The sequence below is a fragment of the Pectobacterium betavasculorum genome (genome assembly GCF_000749845.1).
In the GTDB taxonomy this organism is placed as follows: domain Bacteria; phylum Pseudomonadota; class Gammaproteobacteria; order Enterobacterales; family Enterobacteriaceae; genus Pectobacterium; species Pectobacterium betavasculorum.
Window position 1 is genome coordinate 54,635 of record NZ_JQHM01000014.1, and the last position, 18,061, is coordinate 72,695.

The following is an 18,061-nucleotide window of genomic DNA, read 5'->3' on the forward strand; positions in this document are numbered from 1 at the left end:
ACGCCAGCAGACAGGAACATCAGTCTTTGGTTAGACTCGTTTGTAGACAGCCTTGTTGCTACTGGTGCGGCGAACATACTTGGCAATAGGCGGGTTCATGCCTTCAACCGCTTTTCGGAACCCTTTGCCGAGGCTTTTGCGCTCGCCGCCACTGAGAGCCTCCCAGTCTTCGTCGGTACACAGATCTATCAGCATGAACTCAGAGCCGATTTCTTTGGGGCTGACACGCTCCACCGCACTCGTAATCAGGTCATCAATATTCACTACTTTTCGCGCGGATACGGGGCTTGGGCTTGCCAATGCAGCGTTCAACGCCTCGCAGATGAAGGTATCAAGGCTGATTTCTTGCTCCTGACTGTCGATCAAAACCCGGGACAAAAGTGCGTCATCAATCTCCACAAACAGCTTTACCATGCCAATCTCCTGTTAAAAGCTCTCAAAAGGAGAGCACAGGAGTAATCCTAATTACTCCTGATTTCAAAGTAAAGGAGTTGTGAGGTTTTAACTCCTTTTGTGATGAATCTTTGTGTTCATTCAATGCGGCACATCCGCTCGCTACCTTGCAGCTTGTCCGAGATGGTGGTCAGGCCAAGTTTTTTCTTGAGGGCTCTCTGGGCAGTTTTCACCGCCACAGCGGGACGTGTCATGTAAAAAAGCCGACGTCCTTGTAGGACGCCGGCAGACAGCAATATCAGGCCGCGACAAGCTGTCGGGCCAGAGCGACTTCAATAGAGTCACCATCTTGATTAAGCACATCTAGTCCTGATTCAGGCACGTCTCCCGACGTGCTCTGAGAGACCAGAATTTTCTTCGCCATCAGAGCCAGGCAGGTCATCTGCGACGTGGCCGTATACCCCAGGTAGATCACCTTCACAGGCTGCTTTTGTCCGATACGCCAGGAACGACGTGCAGCCTGCTGCAGCGTGTACACGTTGTACCCAGATTGCATGAACACAATCGTTGGGAATTCCAGAAGATCCAGCCCCGTTTTGACCAGCTCGGGGTTGGTGATGAGGACATCAATCCCTCTGTCGAGTTGTTCGGCAATCCAGTCTTCACGTCGGCTGGCATCTACGCTCGCACGTAGTACCGCTACTTTGAAGCCCTCTTGCTCCAGCAACATCTTCAGCCTGCTGGTGGTGTCCCGCGTATCGGTGTAAACGGAATAGATCAGAGTCTTGCGACCTTCTGCTTTCTCCTGTTTGCAGATGTCGATCAGTTCCCGCTCCTTGGGCATCACCTGCAGCTCATTGAACTGGGCCGGGGTGAAAGCCAGTACTTCTCGCGTACGTGGATGGCGCACGGTTTCAGTACGAAAGCAGCAGTCAGACCAAGCCAGCAGCACATTGAGCACCACGCCCAGCAAGGTGGTGTCCCGCTTTCGCAGGGCTTCCTTGAGCTGAGTCGTCAGGCTGGCAGCGAGCTGGCTGTAGGTATCACTTTGCTCAGCGTCCATCTCGACTTCCCTGAATTCTTCGTCATACGGGGGCAATACGCCACCAATATCCCGGAGCTTGAGGAAAATCGTGAAGGGCAGAACGCAGCGAAGCACACCTTTGGGGCCGAACCCCGGCGCTTTGACTGTCCTGACGGTAACCTTCGAGCCTTTGGCGGTCTTGTGGGACGGACCATCGCTCTCGGAATAGATATCCTTGAGGACGCCGTGCTCCCGCATGAATGCCATGGCTGCAGCGTTCATACTGCCGCTGGCACTTGGTCGGTAACCGTCTTCGATCATACGTCCTGGCAGCGCCCGGAACAGCAGATAAAAGAGGTCGGAAGCGTAGCCTCCCATCAGCGTGCCAGTGAGTAGCAGCGTTTTGCGGGTTTTGGCCGCAATAACACCCATGGCCTGCCCCTGCGCTGAACCGCCTGTCTTGTACTCGTGCGCTTCGTCGGCGATGAGCAAATCGAACGTGCTTTGCGGCAGATACCGCTTCACAAATTCGCTGGGTTGATAGCCGCCCTCACCGAAGCCGAACTCCATACTCGACATGGCGCGTTCCATGCGCTGAGCCTGCCGGTCTGAAAAAACCAACTCCCCCCGGTTGTCCATCAGGTTGATGAACTGGTGGAAGTTGTCACCTAGCATTGATGCCAGGAATGAATCGCCGAAGGTCTTCATCAGTTTGGCCGCAGTGGCTTCACCTATGGTCGGAATACGTTTCAGCGCCCGCAGTACCGCTGCGGATTGATCGCTGCCTGACAAACTGCGTGGTCGCATCAGTGTCCAGAGGGCACTTTCGCAAAAACTACACTTGCGACGTACTTCCTCCGCGTCGAGTTCCAGTGCGCTGACCGGTTCGCCATCAAGATTGCGAACCATGGTGCCGCAGTGTGGACAAAGCCCCACTGTGCCGTGACGGGTGCGCTTGCGAACGAACGCGGGCTTCCAGTGGAATCCCATGCGCATGCGCACACGGCCAATGATGAAAAATTCCTGTCCATCGGCTGGCACATTCAGTTGCTCGCGCAGCTTGATCAGTTTGAGCAGCGTGTCTGGGCCGTTGAGCACCCAGACTTTGGCCCCCGTGACGGTTTCGAGAATTTCCCTGCGCCATTTGTAGACCAGGTGTGGCGGGCTGAGGACGAGTGTGCGGCGATAGCCTTCCGCATTGAGCACCGCCGCCAGCGCGATGCCGACGGTGGTTTTTCCCGTCCCCATCTCACCATTGACGATGGCCGCACGCTCGCCCTGATTGACGAGCAACTCGGCCGTTGCATGCACGACCTCGGCCTGGGCGGGGAACAACTGTCGCTTGAGGTTGGCCAGAATGCGTTGGCGGTTTGCACGCGGCACACCGTTGTAGACCGGTGGATTGGCCCGGTTGAGAGAGTCGAGCAACTCATCCCCGAACTCGCTGACAAAATCCTGCATGCTGATGGAGAGTTCGTCGTTCGCAGGGGCGAACAGATCTCCAGTCTCGGGTGATTGCGTTACGGCAGGGGCCGCTTCGATTTGTATGCTCATGGTGATGCTCCAAAAAATGGGGCATGCACCGCCCAGGGGCGATGTATGCCCCGATGGGTAAGAGAAACGGACTGGCGTTGAACTCGGGTTCAGTGGCCAGCGGTGTGTGGGTGATGCTGCTTCCCCCAGCGGGGATTAATGGATGGTAAGGATCTGTCCCAGCGTGGCTGAGTCAGGAGACAGGTCCCATGCTCTGATGACGGGCACGAACTTATCGGTGAGAATGCGCGTTTCGGCGATGGAGCCGTCATCGCGTTCGCAATACTCGGTGTTCGTCGCTTTTTGCTTGTAGGTATCCCCCTTGACTGCAAGCGTGCGACCGCTTGGGGACTGCACGACACCGGAGATAGCACCCGCCGCCAGGGCTAATGCCAGGTGCCATTCAGATAACGCACGAGCAGGCGCACGCAGCGACTGCTGCGCGGCACCGAGGTGAGTCTCGAACGCTGGCCACAAACCTCGCAGGCGTTGTACCTCTTCGGCGAACTGTATCGGCTCCATGCTGATGCGATAAAAATGCTCGGGTTCAGCCTGGGCGCTTGGAACGACATACGGCAATGATGTCCACTTGGACGGCAATTCCTCTACGTCCTGTTCTCCCTGCCCGATTTGCAACAACCGGGCACGGGTGGGCTTCACGTCTTCACTCGCCAGATCGCGCTGGCGAACGCGACGACCAAATAGCACAACTTGTTTGAACTGTGTATCTACCGCACGGAAGACACGCAGGTCGGCGAAGTGGCGCGTAAGCCAGCCCACCATTTCCTGGTCGAGCACATAGGACGGAATGATGAAAACGAGAATGCCGTGGTACTGCAGCAGGGGCAGCGTCCGCTGGTAGAACAACTTTTCCAGTCGGGGCCGGCTTTTACCGTCGTAACCGATATTGCCGTTGGCATCTCTGGATAAGTCGCCGTACGGTGGGTTGAGCCAAAGCAAGCCGAATGCCTGACGCGAAATGATGGTGTCCATCAAATCGGCATGGATACAGTGTTCGACCAACAATCGTGCATGACTGGCGCGCTCCTGATCGTATTCGACAGCGTACGACCGGGTGTGAGCAAGCCCGAGGGCATGGGCGGCTTCGGCAATCGCAACGCCCTCGCCGGCACAAGGATCAATAATGCACATGGGCTCATCGCTGGGTGCCAGTGCGGCGAGTGTCCGTTCAAGCGTGGACTCATCGGTAGGGTAATAGCCATTTTTGGCAAAATTTCTGGCGAGCCGGGGAAACATGAGTGCCATAGGAATCTCCTGTCTGGCGATGATGAAAGAAAGAGCAGGTGCCTGGTAAGGTGCGCCTGCTGTGGAACGATCAGACCACCGCTTGCGGTGTCCAGATCTGTGACGGATAGGGGTATGCCGTGAGAGCGCCGTTACAAATAAGCCCGCCCAGCGCGTCGGTGAGTGCTGGTACGTCCAGTCCAAGGCGAAAGCCCCGCAGCGGCCCGAGGGCGACCGGTAGCTCATGGAGCATGTCGTGGCTGCGCAGCAACGCCAGCACCGGCATTTGCCAGTGGTCGAGCAGTGGCAGCGGACATGTGTCTTTGACGAGTTGCCACAAGCGAACAGTGGGTTCAGCGGCAGATCGTGGCAGTAGCGCCAGTGCGCTGGCTGTGCTCTTGTCAGGGCAGATGCAGCGTTGGTCGAACAGCCACAGATTGGTGAGTGATCCAAACAGCGTGCGGCGATAGTTGCGGGTCAGGCGTTTTTCAAGGCGCTCGACTGAGTGGATGAACACAGGCACGGAGCCGCCGTGTTCTGTGATGAGGTGAAACTGGTTCAATCCATCCTCATCGCGACCGAGTGTGAGACGGGCGATAAATTGCTGGACGGCAGTATCCCGCGCCCAGATTGAGACAAAGACCAGATCGCCATTCTCGCGGCAGACGCAGGCATCGACCATCAGGTCAGTGCATTCGTCGATACGGAACAACGGTTGCGGTAATGAAGATTCGGGCATGGTGGTGTCCTCAATAACACTGAGGGGCAACGCTGCCTGTAGGGCAATGTTGCCCCAAGGGGATGAAAGCGAGTGAGCCGTTCAGCCTTCACGCTCAGCGAACGAACCGTCAGCCTGGTGAATGACTACACGGTTGCCGACATTGTTTTCGGCATCACGCAGAACTTCGGTGAACATGCTCTCAGGCACAGTGATCTGAAAACGCTGCAAATGAAAAGACCGGGAACCTCCCCTGCGGGGAAGACCCCGGCGGGTGGGAAAAACGCGACAGCGGTAGCTGGATGAATCAGGTCGTCAGGGATTCAGACTGGCGGTTCCACTGCTGGGCCGTGGCGTCGAACACATAGCTCAACTGGCTCAACCGCCCGATCTGCAGGCGCAAGGTGCGACGGTCAATGGTCGAGTCCAGCTTTACCGACTCACCCAGCGGCCAGAGGATGCCGAACAATGCGGTGTCGTCACTATCGGGATTGCCCGAGGCTGCCACCGTAGCGGAAGGCGCATCGACGCCGAATGGCGTGGTGTCGATCAGTGGGTCATTGGAGGCTTGCACAGGGGCCGGCCTGGCCTTGGATTTGGGCATTGCGGTTGGCGTGGGAACGGGTTGTGTACCCGATTCCTCATCAAGCGGATCGACATCCTGCGTGGCGAAGGCGCGAGCCTCTGCTTTGCTGAGTTTGTCGATACCAGACAAGGTCATGCCATCCAGGTTGGCCCGGATCTCGAATCGCATGCCGTCGCCGACAGGATAGGCTTTCGGATAAATATATCGAATCGCAAATTCACCCTCATACTTCCCCTCGGGATACTGCTCCAGTTCGGGATCTTTGACATGGAACAGCCCAAGGTGGGTGGTGAGACGACCGACTGTGAACCGGCCGTTACGACCGGATATTGTGCGGATTGCGAGTTGGCCGCGAACGATGATGGGGGGAGCGGATTGAACGGCTGCTGTAGCCATGGATAATCTCCTGGGAGGCGTTGTACTACCGATAACCTTGGAAAAAGAGACAAGACCCCAATGTGAGGTCTTGCCGATCGGCTTAGCGTGAAGTGACGAGAGCGGGCTCTTCTTCTACCGAGGATTGCGCTTCAGGTTCGGCTGTACCAGACGTCGTAGAAGGCATATCCGTGCTGTTATCAGGGCTTTCTGACGCAGTGGATGCCACCGTAGCGTGCCCAGAAGAGGGGGGCTGGTTGGCAGTGGGATAGACCAATTGGCCATCGATCTTGATCAGACCAATATGGATCAATCTGGACTCCAGACTCGCAGCCGGCTCGCCGGCATGCTCGCCCTTCGTGCGAAGGTACGGATCGGCTTTCATGTCGTTGAGACGAAAGACCACCAATACCTTGCGCTCAGCCTCGACGGCCTGCACGCAACGGCGTACCAGATGTTGAGCCTCCGGCGTGGTCACGATGGTGTTGATGTACCGGTATTCCGGCTCTTCAACAGGCCCGGCCAGGGCACCGATGGTGCACGTGAGGAATGGGTCACTCTCTTTGGGTGTAACGTCTTTGGGTCGATTGAGGTAGCCAATGCCCCGAGTGATCAGTTCGTACTGTTCGATAGCCGCCAGTGTGGCTGGGTCGATCAGTTCAGCCTTCAGGAGTCGCCCCTTGAGGCTGGCTGCTGGCTCACCCTTGCGCTCACCGCTGGGACGGATGAATGCATCACTCCACAGATCCCCCAGCCGGAACTTGACCATCGGGCGCTGCTTTGGATCATCCATGCCGATGTAGTGTTCGACCAGTTTTTTAGCCTCGGCACCTGAGACCTTGACGTCAAAATAGCGGGTGACCGGTTCTTTGACAGAGCCGACCAACGCGGCGATGGTGCAAGCCAGAAAGGGCTGAGCACGTCGGCCACCGCGTACAGGAACTTCCCGCACACGCTGCAGACGACCGTAACCTTCGGTGTGCAGATCGAAATAGGCCTTTTCGCCTGAAGTAGAATGGCTCATGGTGAAATCTCCATTGAAAATGAAGCGGAGACACACCAGGCCCGATGGCGAGGGTGTGTCACCCCGCGATGGGTTGATAAGGCGGATGCATCCACTACCGGTAGAAACCGGTGGTCGTTCGCGTGAGGATGCTGGGCGAACTGGCTCGGTCATGCGGTTTTTGCCGCACCGCAACCTTGGAGACCGTGGTTGCGTGGCATGTCGCTGACAACGTCAGCAAAACATGCAGACAGACTGCCCGTGCCTCAATGCTGGCGCGACGAGAAATATGAACTGGAGCCGTTCCCTATTTTCGAGATGCCATTCCTCTGGAAATGGCTGTCGTGGTACAAACGCGTACTTAACGACTTTCTGCATCACCCATGGAGGGAGAAATAATGTCGATTGATTTGCAGGCGCTGTCCGCAGCCGAATTGAAGAACCTGATCGCATCCGCACAGGATCAACTGGTCAAGGGAGAACGTGAACGCATCAAGGCTGTTCGCGAGAAAATTCTGCAGTTGCTGGAAGGTGAAAATTTGGAGCTGGAGCAGGTCTTCCCGAACTCGAAGCCGAGTCCTCGGGTAAAAAATCCTGTGGCTCCCAAATATGCACATCCCGACAACCCAAGCCTGACCTGGAGTGGTCGAGGCAAGCAGCCGAATTGGTTCAAGGAGACGCTCGCAGCGGGCAAAACTCAGGAGCAGTTGTTGCTGCCCTAGTCGTTATCCAAAGTGGTACCTGATCAGTACAGACCCAAGACAATCAGGTTTCCCTGCGGCGCGATTTAATCACCGCAAAAACAGGCCACCGCATCTTCGGTTGAATCGAACAGATCACCCTGGTTTGCGGCGAAGCGCGCCAGATCGGCATAGCTGGGACCGTCAATACGAAACCGTGTGCCACTGGCTTTGCTGGCCAGATTCAGTGATTCCATACGAATCCACCATATGGCGGCTTCCGGTCTGGCCTTGATGAGGGCCAGGCGCTGTCCTTGTGGCTTGAGGAAGCACAAATCACAGTTGCCTTCGAGTGTGCGGCCTTTCACGGTCAACAGTTCCAGATCGAAAGGCTGCGCCTGCCAGAACGCACTGACCTCGTATACGCTGATGTTTGCATCGGCCAATGGCATGCACATCATTTCATGGCTTGATTCCGTAGAGTGACCGCGCGCCCGGATTTTGGCGACACGCCGTTGCTCGTCGGCGCGGATGCCAATGAATTGATCCCATTCTGTCCAACCGAGACTGCGCAGGTATTTATGCATCGGCCGAATTTTCAGGCTGGTGGTGCAGCCGCGAGCAACAGGGTTGGGCAGGTATTGGCGTTTACGGATCAACGCCTCGAAAGGCTCACCCTGACGGCTGGCAGTCGTGAAATCGACCCGCTTGAACCCTGGTGCAGCATCCTGATATTCGAGCCAGTGGATAGGGGTTTTCCAGTGTGTGGCGCAGTCACGCACGAAGCGCAGGGTAGCTTCTACTTCTTTGCCCGTGTTGGCGAAGCAGACTACGGTATCGGCAGGCAGGCCGCCGTTGGCCTGTAAAACGCGCCACAGCATATAGGCACTGGTGCGGCCACCGGAAAAACTGATGCAGGCCGGGGAGTCAATCTTGAACGGGTCGCGCATGTGGGCGTCTCCGGAGTATCGCTGGTGGAATGGCCTGTAGTGGGCTGAGACGAATGCGTGTCAGCGGTGGAGGTGCTGGCGCGAGAGGAAAGAAGCCCCCATGAGGGGGCTATGGAGGACGAGGCTCAGTTGCTATCGGGGCTTGTCGCGACAACTTGCAGGAAAATCTGTGTTGCGGTAGCGGACACTTCGAGATCACCAGCACCATCCAGGATGCCGGTAAACACCCTGATCCTTGACCAGGATGATGCGGCACTGATTGGCAACAGCTTCGGCGATGACGGGCCGCAATTCGGCTCCTTTGAAGCGTAAAGTCATACACGTTACTCCTGAGAGGATGGTATGCCGGGCAACACAGTGAAGAAGTGTTGTCCGGGGCGGGGGATTGGTGCGTATCCCAGTCGAGGTGCGATAAGTAAACGATGCTGGTCAGATAACCCATCGTATAGACGGGTTGTCTGTAGCGTCATGACTTGCGTCGCAGCGGCTTTTGAATGGTGCGCACACGTATGCGACGCCAACTGCCATCGTCGATCAGCCTGAACAGTACGTCTCCGAGGGTATCGAAGAACACACCGTCAACTCGTTCAACCAACTCTCCATCGTGGCTCAGCACTACGGCATAGAGGTCATCGGCGCGTTCGTATTGCACAGTGACGCGGCCATTGAATTTCGCCGTGTTGGTGTTGAAGCTGATAGCCGGTGGTGTAGCGATGATGTCCTTGGGCAGCGGATCGACCCAGGTGAAATCTCGCGCGCCCGCATCAACCAGCAGGTGCGTAATCCGACGAAAACCATCCGGTGCCGGCAGCTCCTCCAGTTGCCTGATCAGTTCCTGTAACTCCGGGCAGCGGGGTTGCGGGATCGGAAGCTTGGCGGGGGCGGAGCCGAGGACATACGTCTGGAGCTTGTAGGGCTTGCCATCAGCGGTGTATTCGGTGCGCTCTTCGGGAGTGTCTGCGCGAAGACCGTCGAAGCGATGCCGTGCGTAGGGTTCGACCTGCACCTTGGCTCCTTCGTCTGGATCTTCGGTCACGAGCGTCCGGTCAAGCACGGCGAACTCGATTCGACCCGTCTTGACGACAATGGCATCCTCCGTCCTGGCGATGATCTTTCCTTCAAAAGGCTTGGGATCAATGTGAAAGCCCAGTGTCGAAACCTTGGGCTGGCCGTCAAAAATGTTGAACCTGAAACTGCGGGCATTGGAAGGAACGTGGTCACGCACCAATGACTGCATCTGATTGCGAATGGTTTGATGATCCATGGGAAAGTCTCCAAAAAAAGGAGCTCCCCAGCCACAAGGGAGGAAAGCCCCTATGGGTGGAATGAGAAAATAACGAAAGCCAACACACCGTCGGCGTGTCGCAGTCTTGATGGCCTTGACTGCCTGGGATGTTGCCAGCTACACCGGCGAACATGTATTCAGCATGACGTGGCAACGGTGCGTGTGTGTGGAACAACACGCATCAGGAAGTGCCCGTATTGGTTAGCGCGATGTCACCCAGGTGTCTGCAATGCCTGGAGCAGACGCTGACCCAGCCAGGCTACGCATGGTACGGCCATAGAATTGCCGATCGCTTTGTAGCGGGGGGTATCAGCAGCAGGTTTGCCGCCGCGATATGGCACCAGCGTCCAGCCATCCGGCATGCCCTGCAAGCGTTCGCATTCGACGGGCATTAGCCGCCTGACCCTCCATTGCTGCCAGTTTTCTCCATCATGCTCAAGCGGCGTGTAATGGAAGTGCGCGTCAGACGGGGTGACGCTGAACACGGTTGGCATGCCCTGACCGGGCTTTCCGCCGCTGGCGAGCAGCGTGCCAGCGATCTGGCCGTGACCCGATTCCAGGCGCAGTTCGCCACGCCCGTTCTGTGCAAAGGCGATGGCAGGCCAGGCCCTGGTCCGCAATGTCGGGGTGACGTCTTTCACGGCATCCGCGCCATAGTCCTGAGCGGTAAAGGCCATCATCGGGATACCTTTGTTGGCACCATCTTCCCTGTAGTCTTTGCCATGCGTTGCCGGGTTCAGTGTATGGCTGAGGGGGCCTGCCATCGACTGCACCAGGAAGTTCTCGGTGCAGATGTCATGTTTTGAACCGGCTGCCATCAGGCAGGCCGCCACGTTGACTGGCCCTGTACCGCCAGCGAAACTGAATGTCGTGACCACCTTGTCATAGGGGCTCAGTCCGGCATAGTCGCTTGCTGTCGCAGGGCCTGCTCCAGCAGCGCGGGCAGCTTCTTGCCACGGCGAGCTGCCCGCTGAAGAATTCCCGCGCACGCTGTCGCGCTCAAAAAGTACTTCGCAGGGATCGAGGTCGTCTCGACCACTTGCCACAAGAAACACGCGCTTGCGACGCTGGGCGACACCGAAATATTGGGCATCGAGAACCCGCCACGCAATGCGCCGGTGGGGTCCAGACACGTGACCTGCGTGCGCCCATTTGGACCCTGTGGTTTGAGCGCATGGCTTTCTCCGGCCAGTGCGCCCAGCAGGCAACCAAAGGCGTTAGGTCGATCACTGAGCACGCCGGGGACGTTTTCCCAGACGAGCGTGGCGGGGGGCTGATGGTTTTTGAGACGGATTTGGTCGATGACATTGGCAAGCTCCACGTAGCTGAGGGTTAAGGCACCACGAGGGTCGCTCAGTCCCCGTCGTGCGCCGGCAATGCTGAACGCCTGGCAAGGTGTCCCGCCAACCAGAATATCTGGGGCGATGACCTCGCCAGCGTGTACCTGGTTGGCGATGCGCGTCATGTCGCCGAGGTTGGGCACATGGGGGTAGCGGTGTGCGAGCACGGCACACGGGAAAGGGTCGATTTCCGAAAACCAGGCGGCTTTCATACCAAGTGGTTCCCAGGCGAGGCTGACTGCCTCGATGCCACTGCAGACGCTGCCGAATTGCAGTACATGGGGTGTAGGTTGCATGTTCATGGGGTCTCCTGTTTTTTGGTTCAGGGCCATAGGCCCAACCGTGTGTGTCGTAAATCAGGAGAAAAAGTGTCGGGGACCTGCTGGCCTCCGACTTGGTAGGAATAAACCACCTGTGGGCTGGTTCAGGATGTGGTCGTCGTCAAAACCGTTCGCTGTCGCAGCAATCGCACCCGGCCGTTATCGTGGTTGTGGCCGGAATCCTCTGGCATGTATCCACACACAAAGGGAGCCCAGTTTTTCGCCGTTGGGCGCGGCAACGAATACCGTCATCCCCGAAGGGTTTCCTGATGTCTGGCCTCTCAAACAAAGCATCAGGAAACCCTTCAAGGAAGGCGGAAGTACCGGAGAAGAGGGAAAGCGTCTGGTGCGATCCGTGGACGAGTTGCCCTCTGCCTCGCTGCCGGAGCATAGCGAAGTGCGCACTGTTTAGTAGAAGGCTTGGTGCGCGGGGATTCCCGCATGGGCGCGGGGGGAGCCATGTCATCACTGAAGATGTGGCATGGCTTTTGGGTTCAGGGCGGTTCAGGATGCCCGTGTGCTACTGTTACGTTTGCGCGGCATAGCACGTTTGTGTTTGCCGTTGTCGATAGGCTGAGAGCCTTTGCAGTCAGGATAGCGAGGGCAAGACCAGAATGGCCCGCTTTTGCCAGTACGCTGACGCATAGCGGTGCCGCATTCTGGGCATGCAGGTCCCTGTGGCACCTTGATAGACAGCGATGCTCCTCGATACTGCTGTACCAACTGCGTAATCCAGGCTGACTGCTTGTCGATGAAGACATCAAGAGTGAGCTGACCGGCTTCGATCATGTCTAGCGCCTGTTCCCAGATGGCGGTCATGCCGGGGTCGGCAATGGCACCGGGAACGGCGTCGATGAGTGTGAAGGCCGCATCGGAGGCACGTACCGAACGGCCTTTCTTCTGCAGGTAGCCACGGTCAAGCAATCCTTTGATGATATTGGCGCGAGTCGCCTCAGTGCCGATACCCGTGGTGTCCTTCAGCTTTTGCTTCAGGCGTGGATCGGCAACCAATTTAGCAACGCCCTTCATCGCTTTGACCAGTTCGCCCTGGGTATAAGGACGTGGCGGCGATGTCTTGAGCGCTTTGCAGTCGATTCCAGTGATCTGGCAAGACAAACCTTCATGCAGCGCTGGCAGAACCTGGCTGCGCGGAGTGATCTCGCCATCATCGTCTGGCCTGGGCTCAGCGAGCACCTGCCGCCACCCGATGACGACGACCTGCTTGCCGACAGCCTGTAGCGTTTCACCCGTACAGGATAAGCGTGCAGTGGTGCGGTCAAACTCATGTTGCGGCAGAAACTGCGCCAGATAGTGGGCACGGATCAGCATATAGACTGCCCGTTCCTTGTCACTCATTGCCTTAAGGTTGACGGGTTCGAGTGTGGGGATGATGCCGTGGTGCGCCGTGACTTTGCTGTCGTTCCAGGCACGTGATCGCTGATTGCGGTCTAGCTGGTCAACGATCGGCCTCAGGCCTGGATCGGTCTTGAGAAGGCTGTCGAGTACTGTAGGCACTTCGGCGAACATGCTTTCAGGCAGGTAGCCGGAGTCTGAGCGCGGGTATGTCGTGGCTTTGTGAGTCTCGTACAGTGCCTGGGCGATTTCCAGGGTTTCCTGCACATCCAGGCCCAGTTGCTTGGAACAGATTTCCTGCAGTGTACCCAGATCGAAGGGTAACGGTGCGCCTTCACGCAGGCGTTCCGTCTCGACAGACGTGACCTGTGCGCTGCCAGCAATACGCATGCGTTCGGCCGCTTGTCGGGCTATGGGCTCCTGCAGACAACGGTCCGCATCGTCTGTTGCTGTATCTGGTGCCAGCCAGCCTGCAGTGAAAGATTGACCTGCGCTTGATAGCACGGTCTCGACTGTCCAGAACGGCACTGAGACAAAGCGAGCGATCTCGCGGTCGCGATCGACAACCAGTTTCAGCGTTGGGGTTTGTACCCGGCCAACGGAGAGTACGCCGTCGTAACCGGCCTGTCGCCCCATGACGGTGAACAGGCGACTGAGGTTCATGCCGATCAGCCAGTCTGCGCGGGAGCGGGCCAGGGCCGAGAAGTACATCGGCAGGGTTTCGCTTGATGGCCTGAGTGTTGCCAGTGCTTTGCGGATCGACGCGTCATTGAGTGCCGATAACCAGAGCCTCTGGATAGGGCCGCGATAACCGCACAGTTCGATGATCTCGCGTGCGATCAACTCGCCTTCCCGGTCAGCATCCGTTGCGATGACCAGTTCGCTGGCCTTGCTCAGAAGGTCTTTGACGACGTTGAACTGCGAGGCGGTCTTGGATTTGACGTCGACGCGCCAGCGCTCGGGGATAATGGGCAATTGCTCGATAGACCAGCGTTTGTACTGCTCGCCATAGGCATCGGGCGGTGCTGCTTCAACGAGATGACCGATGCACCAGGTTATGGTGATACCTGAACCGGTGAGGCAACCCTTGCCTTGTTGGGTAGCCCCCAGTACACGTCCGATATCTTTGCCCTGGGAGGGCTTCTCGCACAGAAATAGCTTCATGGAATACTCGACGGCACGTGAATCATGCCGTCGAGTATTCCCGGCTGGAGATTTTAAAGTTATAAAGAATACGGATTACGAGCCAACGTATTCGATTTTCCCATCTGATATGCCAATCTGAGCGTGAGAAACGCAATAGACATCAGTGGAATAGGGGACGACCACTGTCTGGGATCGTCCCGAAGTGCGATGTGTTACTCGGCCGATGGCCCCGGATCTGCTGACCCTGACTTGGGGCTCAGGGTGATGGCCTCGATTCGGTAAGGGAGGATGCCAACGCCGCGTGCATTGACCCGGTAAGTCGTGCGCGGGTTGTTGTTCTCATCGGTCCAGTCGTCGCGCTCCACACGTCCGCCAACCACGACCCGCATGCCTTTCTGGAACAGTCCAGCAATTGCTCCGCGTCACGATGCCACCAGTCAACTGGCCGCCAGAAGCCGCCGCGATCTTCAAAGGCACCGCTCTTGCCGGGGACGGGGTTGTCGAAGTAGACGTTCAGGCGCAGCACCCGACGTGGTTCTTCGTTACCGTTGGGATATTCGTGGAACTCTGGCGCAGAGCCGATATTTCCCTCGCCGCTGAAATGTGTACTCATATGGATGACTCCTGCTTGATGTGAAAGGCCCGCACTGGAAAGACAATGCAGGCGGAAACCGTCAACGGCGTTGTACCGATGCCGGATATTTCATGCGGTCTTCACCTGGATGTGGCTGGCTCAGATCTGCCTGATGGCCTGTCCGGCGCAGATAAACTTCGTCGGCATGAACCAGTTTGCTGGCGCAGTCCCTGGCCTGGCGTGTGAGTGTGTGCAACAGGCTAATCTGCATGTTCAGCACGGCTCGCTGGACTTCCATTGCATGTAAATCGCTGATGAGTCCGAGTGGCGTGGCCGGGTTGACCATCACCTCTTGCCACAGGGCCACGCCCATGCTGCTGCGGTCGAGGTTGCGCCAGCGCAGGAAAGTGGTGCCTGCGCCAGTGGTTTGCTGGGCCAGTTGCGTCGGTAGCAGGTTGAAGGGATGGCTGCGTGCCTGCGCCAGAACCTGCCGCTGCGCCAGCACGATCAGGTCGTCGCGCAGTGCCTCGCATTGGCTGGCCCAGACTTCGAGTGCCCCTTTACCTTTAAAAGGTTTTAAAAGGCCTTTTAGGTAGCCTGCATGTTCCAACTGCTGGAAGGTGGTCTGTTCCAGCATGGTGAAACGTGTCGATGCGCTCATGCGTGGTCATCCTCGCTATTTTGTGTACCTTCGGTTGGCTTTTCGCTGGCGCTGGCAGGGGCATCCGCAGGCTCGTCTTCGTGTGAGGGTGTTTGATTCGTGGTGCCTGAGTGCGCCATATGCGTTTGTCCACGCCGGATCAAAGGTGGTGCGAAGCGTGAACGGCGCGCGCCTTCGAGTACGTCCTGCGGCAGTTCTCCGAACTTTTCTACTGCGGCACGGGCTGCGGCATTGTTGGCGGCAAAGTCGTCACGCTGGGTGCCGGAGTAGCGGTATTGCTGTGCCAGACTGAAGAGACTGCGCAGGGCATGGGCACCGTCGTTAAGCCAGCGTTCGAGAGTTGATCGGTCGATCAATGCGGTGTGGTGGGCCAGGATCAGGCGGCGGGCAAGATCGTCGTAGTCGGCCAGTAAATAGACCGCCATAAAGCCCAGTTGCGAGGAGACGAACAGTGGCAGCTTGACGGGTTGCACATTCATGTTTTCTCCAAGGCTTAGCGCGGACGGTACGTCTGCCAGTGCCTGATCCACTTGTTGGCGCAAGCTCTGGAGCTGTTCTTTGGTGAGCGCCAGCTTGTCTTCGATGCGCAACATCCACCAGTCAGAGTAGGGGTCGTCCTGCTCGGCCCCGCGCTTGAGCTTGTTCATGATGGAGACAAATCCGTTCAAGCCGACGATGCCGGGTTTGCCTTCTGCGGCTGCGCGTCCGTGCCAGATACGCGATGCGTGGTGAGTGTGCAGGGTCAGTGACATCGCACTGCGCAATGACCCCAGGTTCAATTGCAAGGATTCAGTGGCATTGTTTTCGTGGGCCATGATGATGACTCTCCGTAGTGAAATGAATCGTCAGCTTCGGCTGCAATGGGAAGGCCGTCAGTCATGAAACCGCACTGCTGGTCAGCCTGTTTTGCGAAGCAACGGATGCCTCGTGCTGGAAGGGTGTGTGTACAGCTATACCCGGGGTATAGGCGACGGTGGACGTCAGTGGACGATGCATGGCTATTTCTGCATGAGTTGTGTGTATCTCGTCTGGAAGGCTATGTATGCAGCTATACCCAGGGTATAGACGACTATGGATGATTGTGGACATGTCGAATTCAGGGGGCATCCAGCAATTTGCGCAGCCGTGCCAGATGGGCCAGTGCGACATCTCTGTTTGCCGCAGGCGGCTGCGGTGGAGGAGGCGCTTCACGTGGTTTGGTGGCAGGAGTTATTTGTGTGTTGTCCCTCTGCCCAGCCCAGGCTCGGAAATCACCACGCAGGGCTTTCTGGATGATGCCAAACAGATAGCCCGCAGGATTGCGAATGGTGGTTGTCGTGCAACGGGCATCCCATTCGTCAAGGACGGATTGGTGCAAACTGGGTTCAACCGACTGTAATGCGGCCAGCGCACCGGATTGCTGCTCAGCCTTGAGTGCCATAAAACGCTCCGGGAAACTCAGCATTCCAAGTTCTTGCGCACGCGGTACTGTAAGTATTTTTTTATTATTTTCTTTTATATGTACTGTACTTATGCTCTTCGGATTCCGAAGTGGGTTGATTTTGCTGGCGCTCAGGCCTGATTTGGAATCCGAAGTCAGGTCGCCATTATTCCGAAGAGGGGGCGTTATACCTTCTTCGGAATTGTGATCGTTCATATCCTGTGGGTAACGTGAATCCATGCGCCAGCCCTGTGCGGCCAGACGCTGCGTCAGCACCTGCAATCGGGTTGGCAGTACCTGGCCGCTGAGCATCGAGTCCTGGGACATCTCCTGTAGCGTATACATGCCGACACGCTGGACAGATTTGCTGGCATGAACCAGAGACTGGCTGACCAGCGCCAGGTAGTCGGCGTCAAGCTGGATTGCCTCATAGGGCGTGAGTGGCTCATCATGCAGGACATAGAGGTTGCCCAGAATGCGGCCTGTTCGTGGATCACGTCTGCGTCTGACCAGGCTGATCCATCGGGTCAGGCGCAGCATCGTCAGGGTGCGTGCGACTGTTTCGTGAGACGCTTTGGCCGCGCACGGCATGGAAGCGAGCCAGGGGGCGAGCTGATCGTACGTTGGCATCGCGGTGATACCATCTTCTGCGAGCATCAACCGGAAAACTTGCCAGCCGTTGCGTTCAAGCGGGGTGAGTCGCCCGTCCATCAGTAGTGCCCGTGGCACACTGTCGTGGTGGTTGCCGCTAAAGAGGAAACCATCCGTTGCCGCAGGCGATGAGGCGGATTGAACCGGCTTCGCAGATTGCGGTTGCAGACGGGAGAAAGCCTGGTCGAACAGCTCATTCAGCCGGATGGGGCCGTTTGTGCGTGGCTGGCCACCCGTCATCTGGTCTGCCCTTCATCAATCCATCCGCGTATGGCACTCCAGATAACGGACAGCGGCAGATCCGTGGCTTCGGCAAGTTCCGCTGCGATATCCAGCATCTCCATATCGTCATTGAGTGCCACTTTTTGTGACTTGACTGCAGCAGACCAGCGGTGCCACAGATTGGTATCCTGCTCTTCGGTCAGAACCGGATGGCGACCTTTCCTTTTTGGCAATCCGATCACACTGCGGCGCAACGCGATTTCCTGATGGGTGAGCCCGAAGAACTTGCTGATAAGTTCGGTACTGGCACCCAGGCGCAGAAGCCGGTCGATTCTGGCGACTTCCTCGGTTACATCGTCGACCTGATGCAGGAGGCGACGCAGCACATCTCGGTTGACCACGACGGAGCACCAGGACACGTTAGCGTTGGCCAACACGCTTGCCATGGCAGGATGTTTCAGTGCGTCAAGGTCAGTGTCATCGAATCCCATGGACTTGGCTCTGCGCAATTGGCCATTGCGCAGATCATGCAGTGCCTGTGCGATGACAGCCTGATTGAGAGGGTGTGGACCGGTCATGGCT

16 protein-coding genes and 3 pseudogenes are annotated in these 18,061 nt (G+C 57.4%); 2 read left to right on the plus strand and 17 right to left on the minus strand.

Features of this window, described 5'->3' with window-relative positions; all coding sequences use genetic code 11:
• Positions 1–30 precede the first annotated feature (30 nt).
• The 4 genes from KP22_RS18060 to KP22_RS18075 all read right to left on the minus strand — a co-directional run bounded on the left by KP22_RS18060 (position 31) and on the right by KP22_RS18075 (position 4,934).
• Entirely contained in the window at positions 31–414 is a 384-nt protein-coding gene (locus KP22_RS18060) for a DUF1413 domain-containing protein (protein WP_039325589.1), read from the minus strand.
• A 277-nt stretch (positions 415–691) separates the two neighbouring features.
• Positions 692–2,971 (minus strand): DEAD/DEAH box helicase family protein, encoded by a 2,280-nt coding sequence (locus tag KP22_RS18065; RefSeq protein ID WP_039325592.1) that lies wholly within the window; start codon positions 2,969–2,971, stop codon positions 692–694.
• A gap of 135 nt (positions 2,972–3,106) precedes the next feature.
• Complete coding sequence (locus KP22_RS18070) at positions 3,107–4,216, minus strand: DUF6094 domain-containing protein (protein WP_039325594.1); 1,110 nt, start codon at positions 4,214–4,216, stop codon at positions 3,107–3,109.
• A gap of 70 nt (positions 4,217–4,286) precedes the next feature.
• Positions 4,287–4,934 carry a hypothetical protein gene (locus KP22_RS18075; protein ID WP_039325596.1) on the minus strand — a complete coding sequence of 216 codons (648 nt, stop codon included), beginning with the start codon at positions 4,932–4,934 and terminating at the stop codon, positions 4,287–4,289.
• Between the two features lie 72 nt (positions 4,935–5,006).
• Here KP22_RS18075 and KP22_RS22490 point away from each other — a divergent pair, with 72 nt between their 5' ends.
• On the plus strand, positions 5,007–5,219 hold the full coding sequence (locus KP22_RS22490; protein WP_039325597.1) for a hypothetical protein: 213 nt from the start codon (positions 5,007–5,009) through the stop codon (positions 5,217–5,219).
• Between the two features lies 1 nt (position 5,220).
• Here the strand turns inward: KP22_RS22490 and KP22_RS18085 are convergent, their stop codons facing one another.
• The gene (locus KP22_RS18085; RefSeq protein ID WP_039325599.1) at positions 5,221–5,895 is read right to left on the minus strand and encodes a DUF3275 family protein; all 675 of its coding nucleotides are present in this window, start codon (positions 5,893–5,895) and stop codon (positions 5,221–5,223) included.
• An 82-nt stretch (positions 5,896–5,977) separates the two neighbouring features.
• Entirely contained in the window at positions 5,978–6,898 is a 921-nt protein-coding gene (locus tag KP22_RS18090) for a DUF3577 domain-containing protein (RefSeq protein ID WP_039325601.1), read from the minus strand.
• 377 nt (positions 6,899–7,275) lie between these two features.
• Here KP22_RS18090 and KP22_RS18095 point away from each other — a divergent pair, with 377 nt between their 5' ends.
• Positions 7,276–7,599, plus strand: a complete 324-nt coding sequence (locus KP22_RS18095) for an H-NS histone family protein (protein WP_039325602.1) — start codon at positions 7,276–7,278, stop codon at positions 7,597–7,599.
• Positions 7,600–7,664: 65 nt separating this feature from the next.
• Here KP22_RS18095 and KP22_RS18100 read toward each other — a convergent pair whose 3' ends face one another.
• From KP22_RS18100 to KP22_RS18145, 11 genes and pseudogenes are all read right to left on the minus strand, one after another.
• On the minus strand, positions 7,665–8,507 hold the full coding sequence (locus KP22_RS18100; protein ID WP_039325604.1) for a phosphoadenosine phosphosulfate reductase domain-containing protein: 843 nt from the start codon (positions 8,505–8,507) through the stop codon (positions 7,665–7,667).
• Between the two features lie 466 nt (positions 8,508–8,973).
• Entirely contained in the window at positions 8,974–9,771 is a 798-nt protein-coding gene (locus KP22_RS18110) for a hypothetical protein (protein WP_039325608.1), read from the minus strand.
• Between the two features lie 233 nt (positions 9,772–10,004).
• Positions 10,005–10,838 carry a DNA cytosine methyltransferase gene (locus KP22_RS23065; protein WP_425311597.1) on the minus strand — a complete coding sequence of 278 codons (834 nt, stop codon included), beginning with the start codon at positions 10,836–10,838 and terminating at the stop codon, positions 10,005–10,007.
• A gap of 21 nt (positions 10,839–10,859) precedes the next feature.
• A pseudogene (locus KP22_RS23070) lies at positions 10,860–10,925 on the minus strand (hypothetical protein); the annotation flags it as partial.
• Between the two features lie 149 nt (positions 10,926–11,074).
• Positions 11,075–11,464 (minus strand): annotated as a pseudogene (locus tag KP22_RS23075) (DNA cytosine methyltransferase); the annotation flags it as partial.
• Positions 11,465–11,956: 492 nt separating this feature from the next.
• Positions 11,957–13,969, minus strand: a complete 2,013-nt coding sequence (locus KP22_RS18120; protein ID WP_039325610.1) for a DNA topoisomerase III — start codon at positions 13,967–13,969, stop codon at positions 11,957–11,959.
• A gap of 194 nt (positions 13,970–14,163) precedes the next feature.
• Positions 14,164–14,564 (minus strand): annotated as a pseudogene (locus KP22_RS21980) (single-stranded DNA-binding protein).
• A 61-nt stretch (positions 14,565–14,625) separates the two neighbouring features.
• Positions 14,626–15,186, minus strand: a complete 561-nt coding sequence (locus tag KP22_RS18130) for a DUF3158 family protein (RefSeq protein ID WP_039325614.1) — start codon at positions 15,184–15,186, stop codon at positions 14,626–14,628.
• Positions 15,183–16,001: a PFL_4669 family integrating conjugative element protein gene (locus tag KP22_RS18135; RefSeq protein WP_039325616.1), complete on the minus strand. Its 819-nt coding sequence runs from the start codon at positions 15,999–16,001 to the stop codon at positions 15,183–15,185. Before KP22_RS18135 ends, KP22_RS18130 begins: the two co-directional genes overlap by 4 nt.
• 281 nt (positions 16,002–16,282) lie before the next feature.
• Positions 16,283–17,497 (minus strand): STY4528 family pathogenicity island replication protein, encoded by a 1,215-nt coding sequence (locus KP22_RS18140; RefSeq protein ID WP_039325618.1) that lies wholly within the window; start codon positions 17,495–17,497, stop codon positions 16,283–16,285.
• Positions 17,494–18,057 carry a DUF2857 domain-containing protein gene (locus KP22_RS18145; protein ID WP_039325619.1) on the minus strand — a complete coding sequence of 188 codons (564 nt, stop codon included), beginning with the start codon at positions 18,055–18,057 and terminating at the stop codon, positions 17,494–17,496. Before KP22_RS18145 ends, KP22_RS18140 begins: the two co-directional genes overlap by 4 nt.
• Positions 18,058–18,061: the final 4 nt, after the last annotated feature.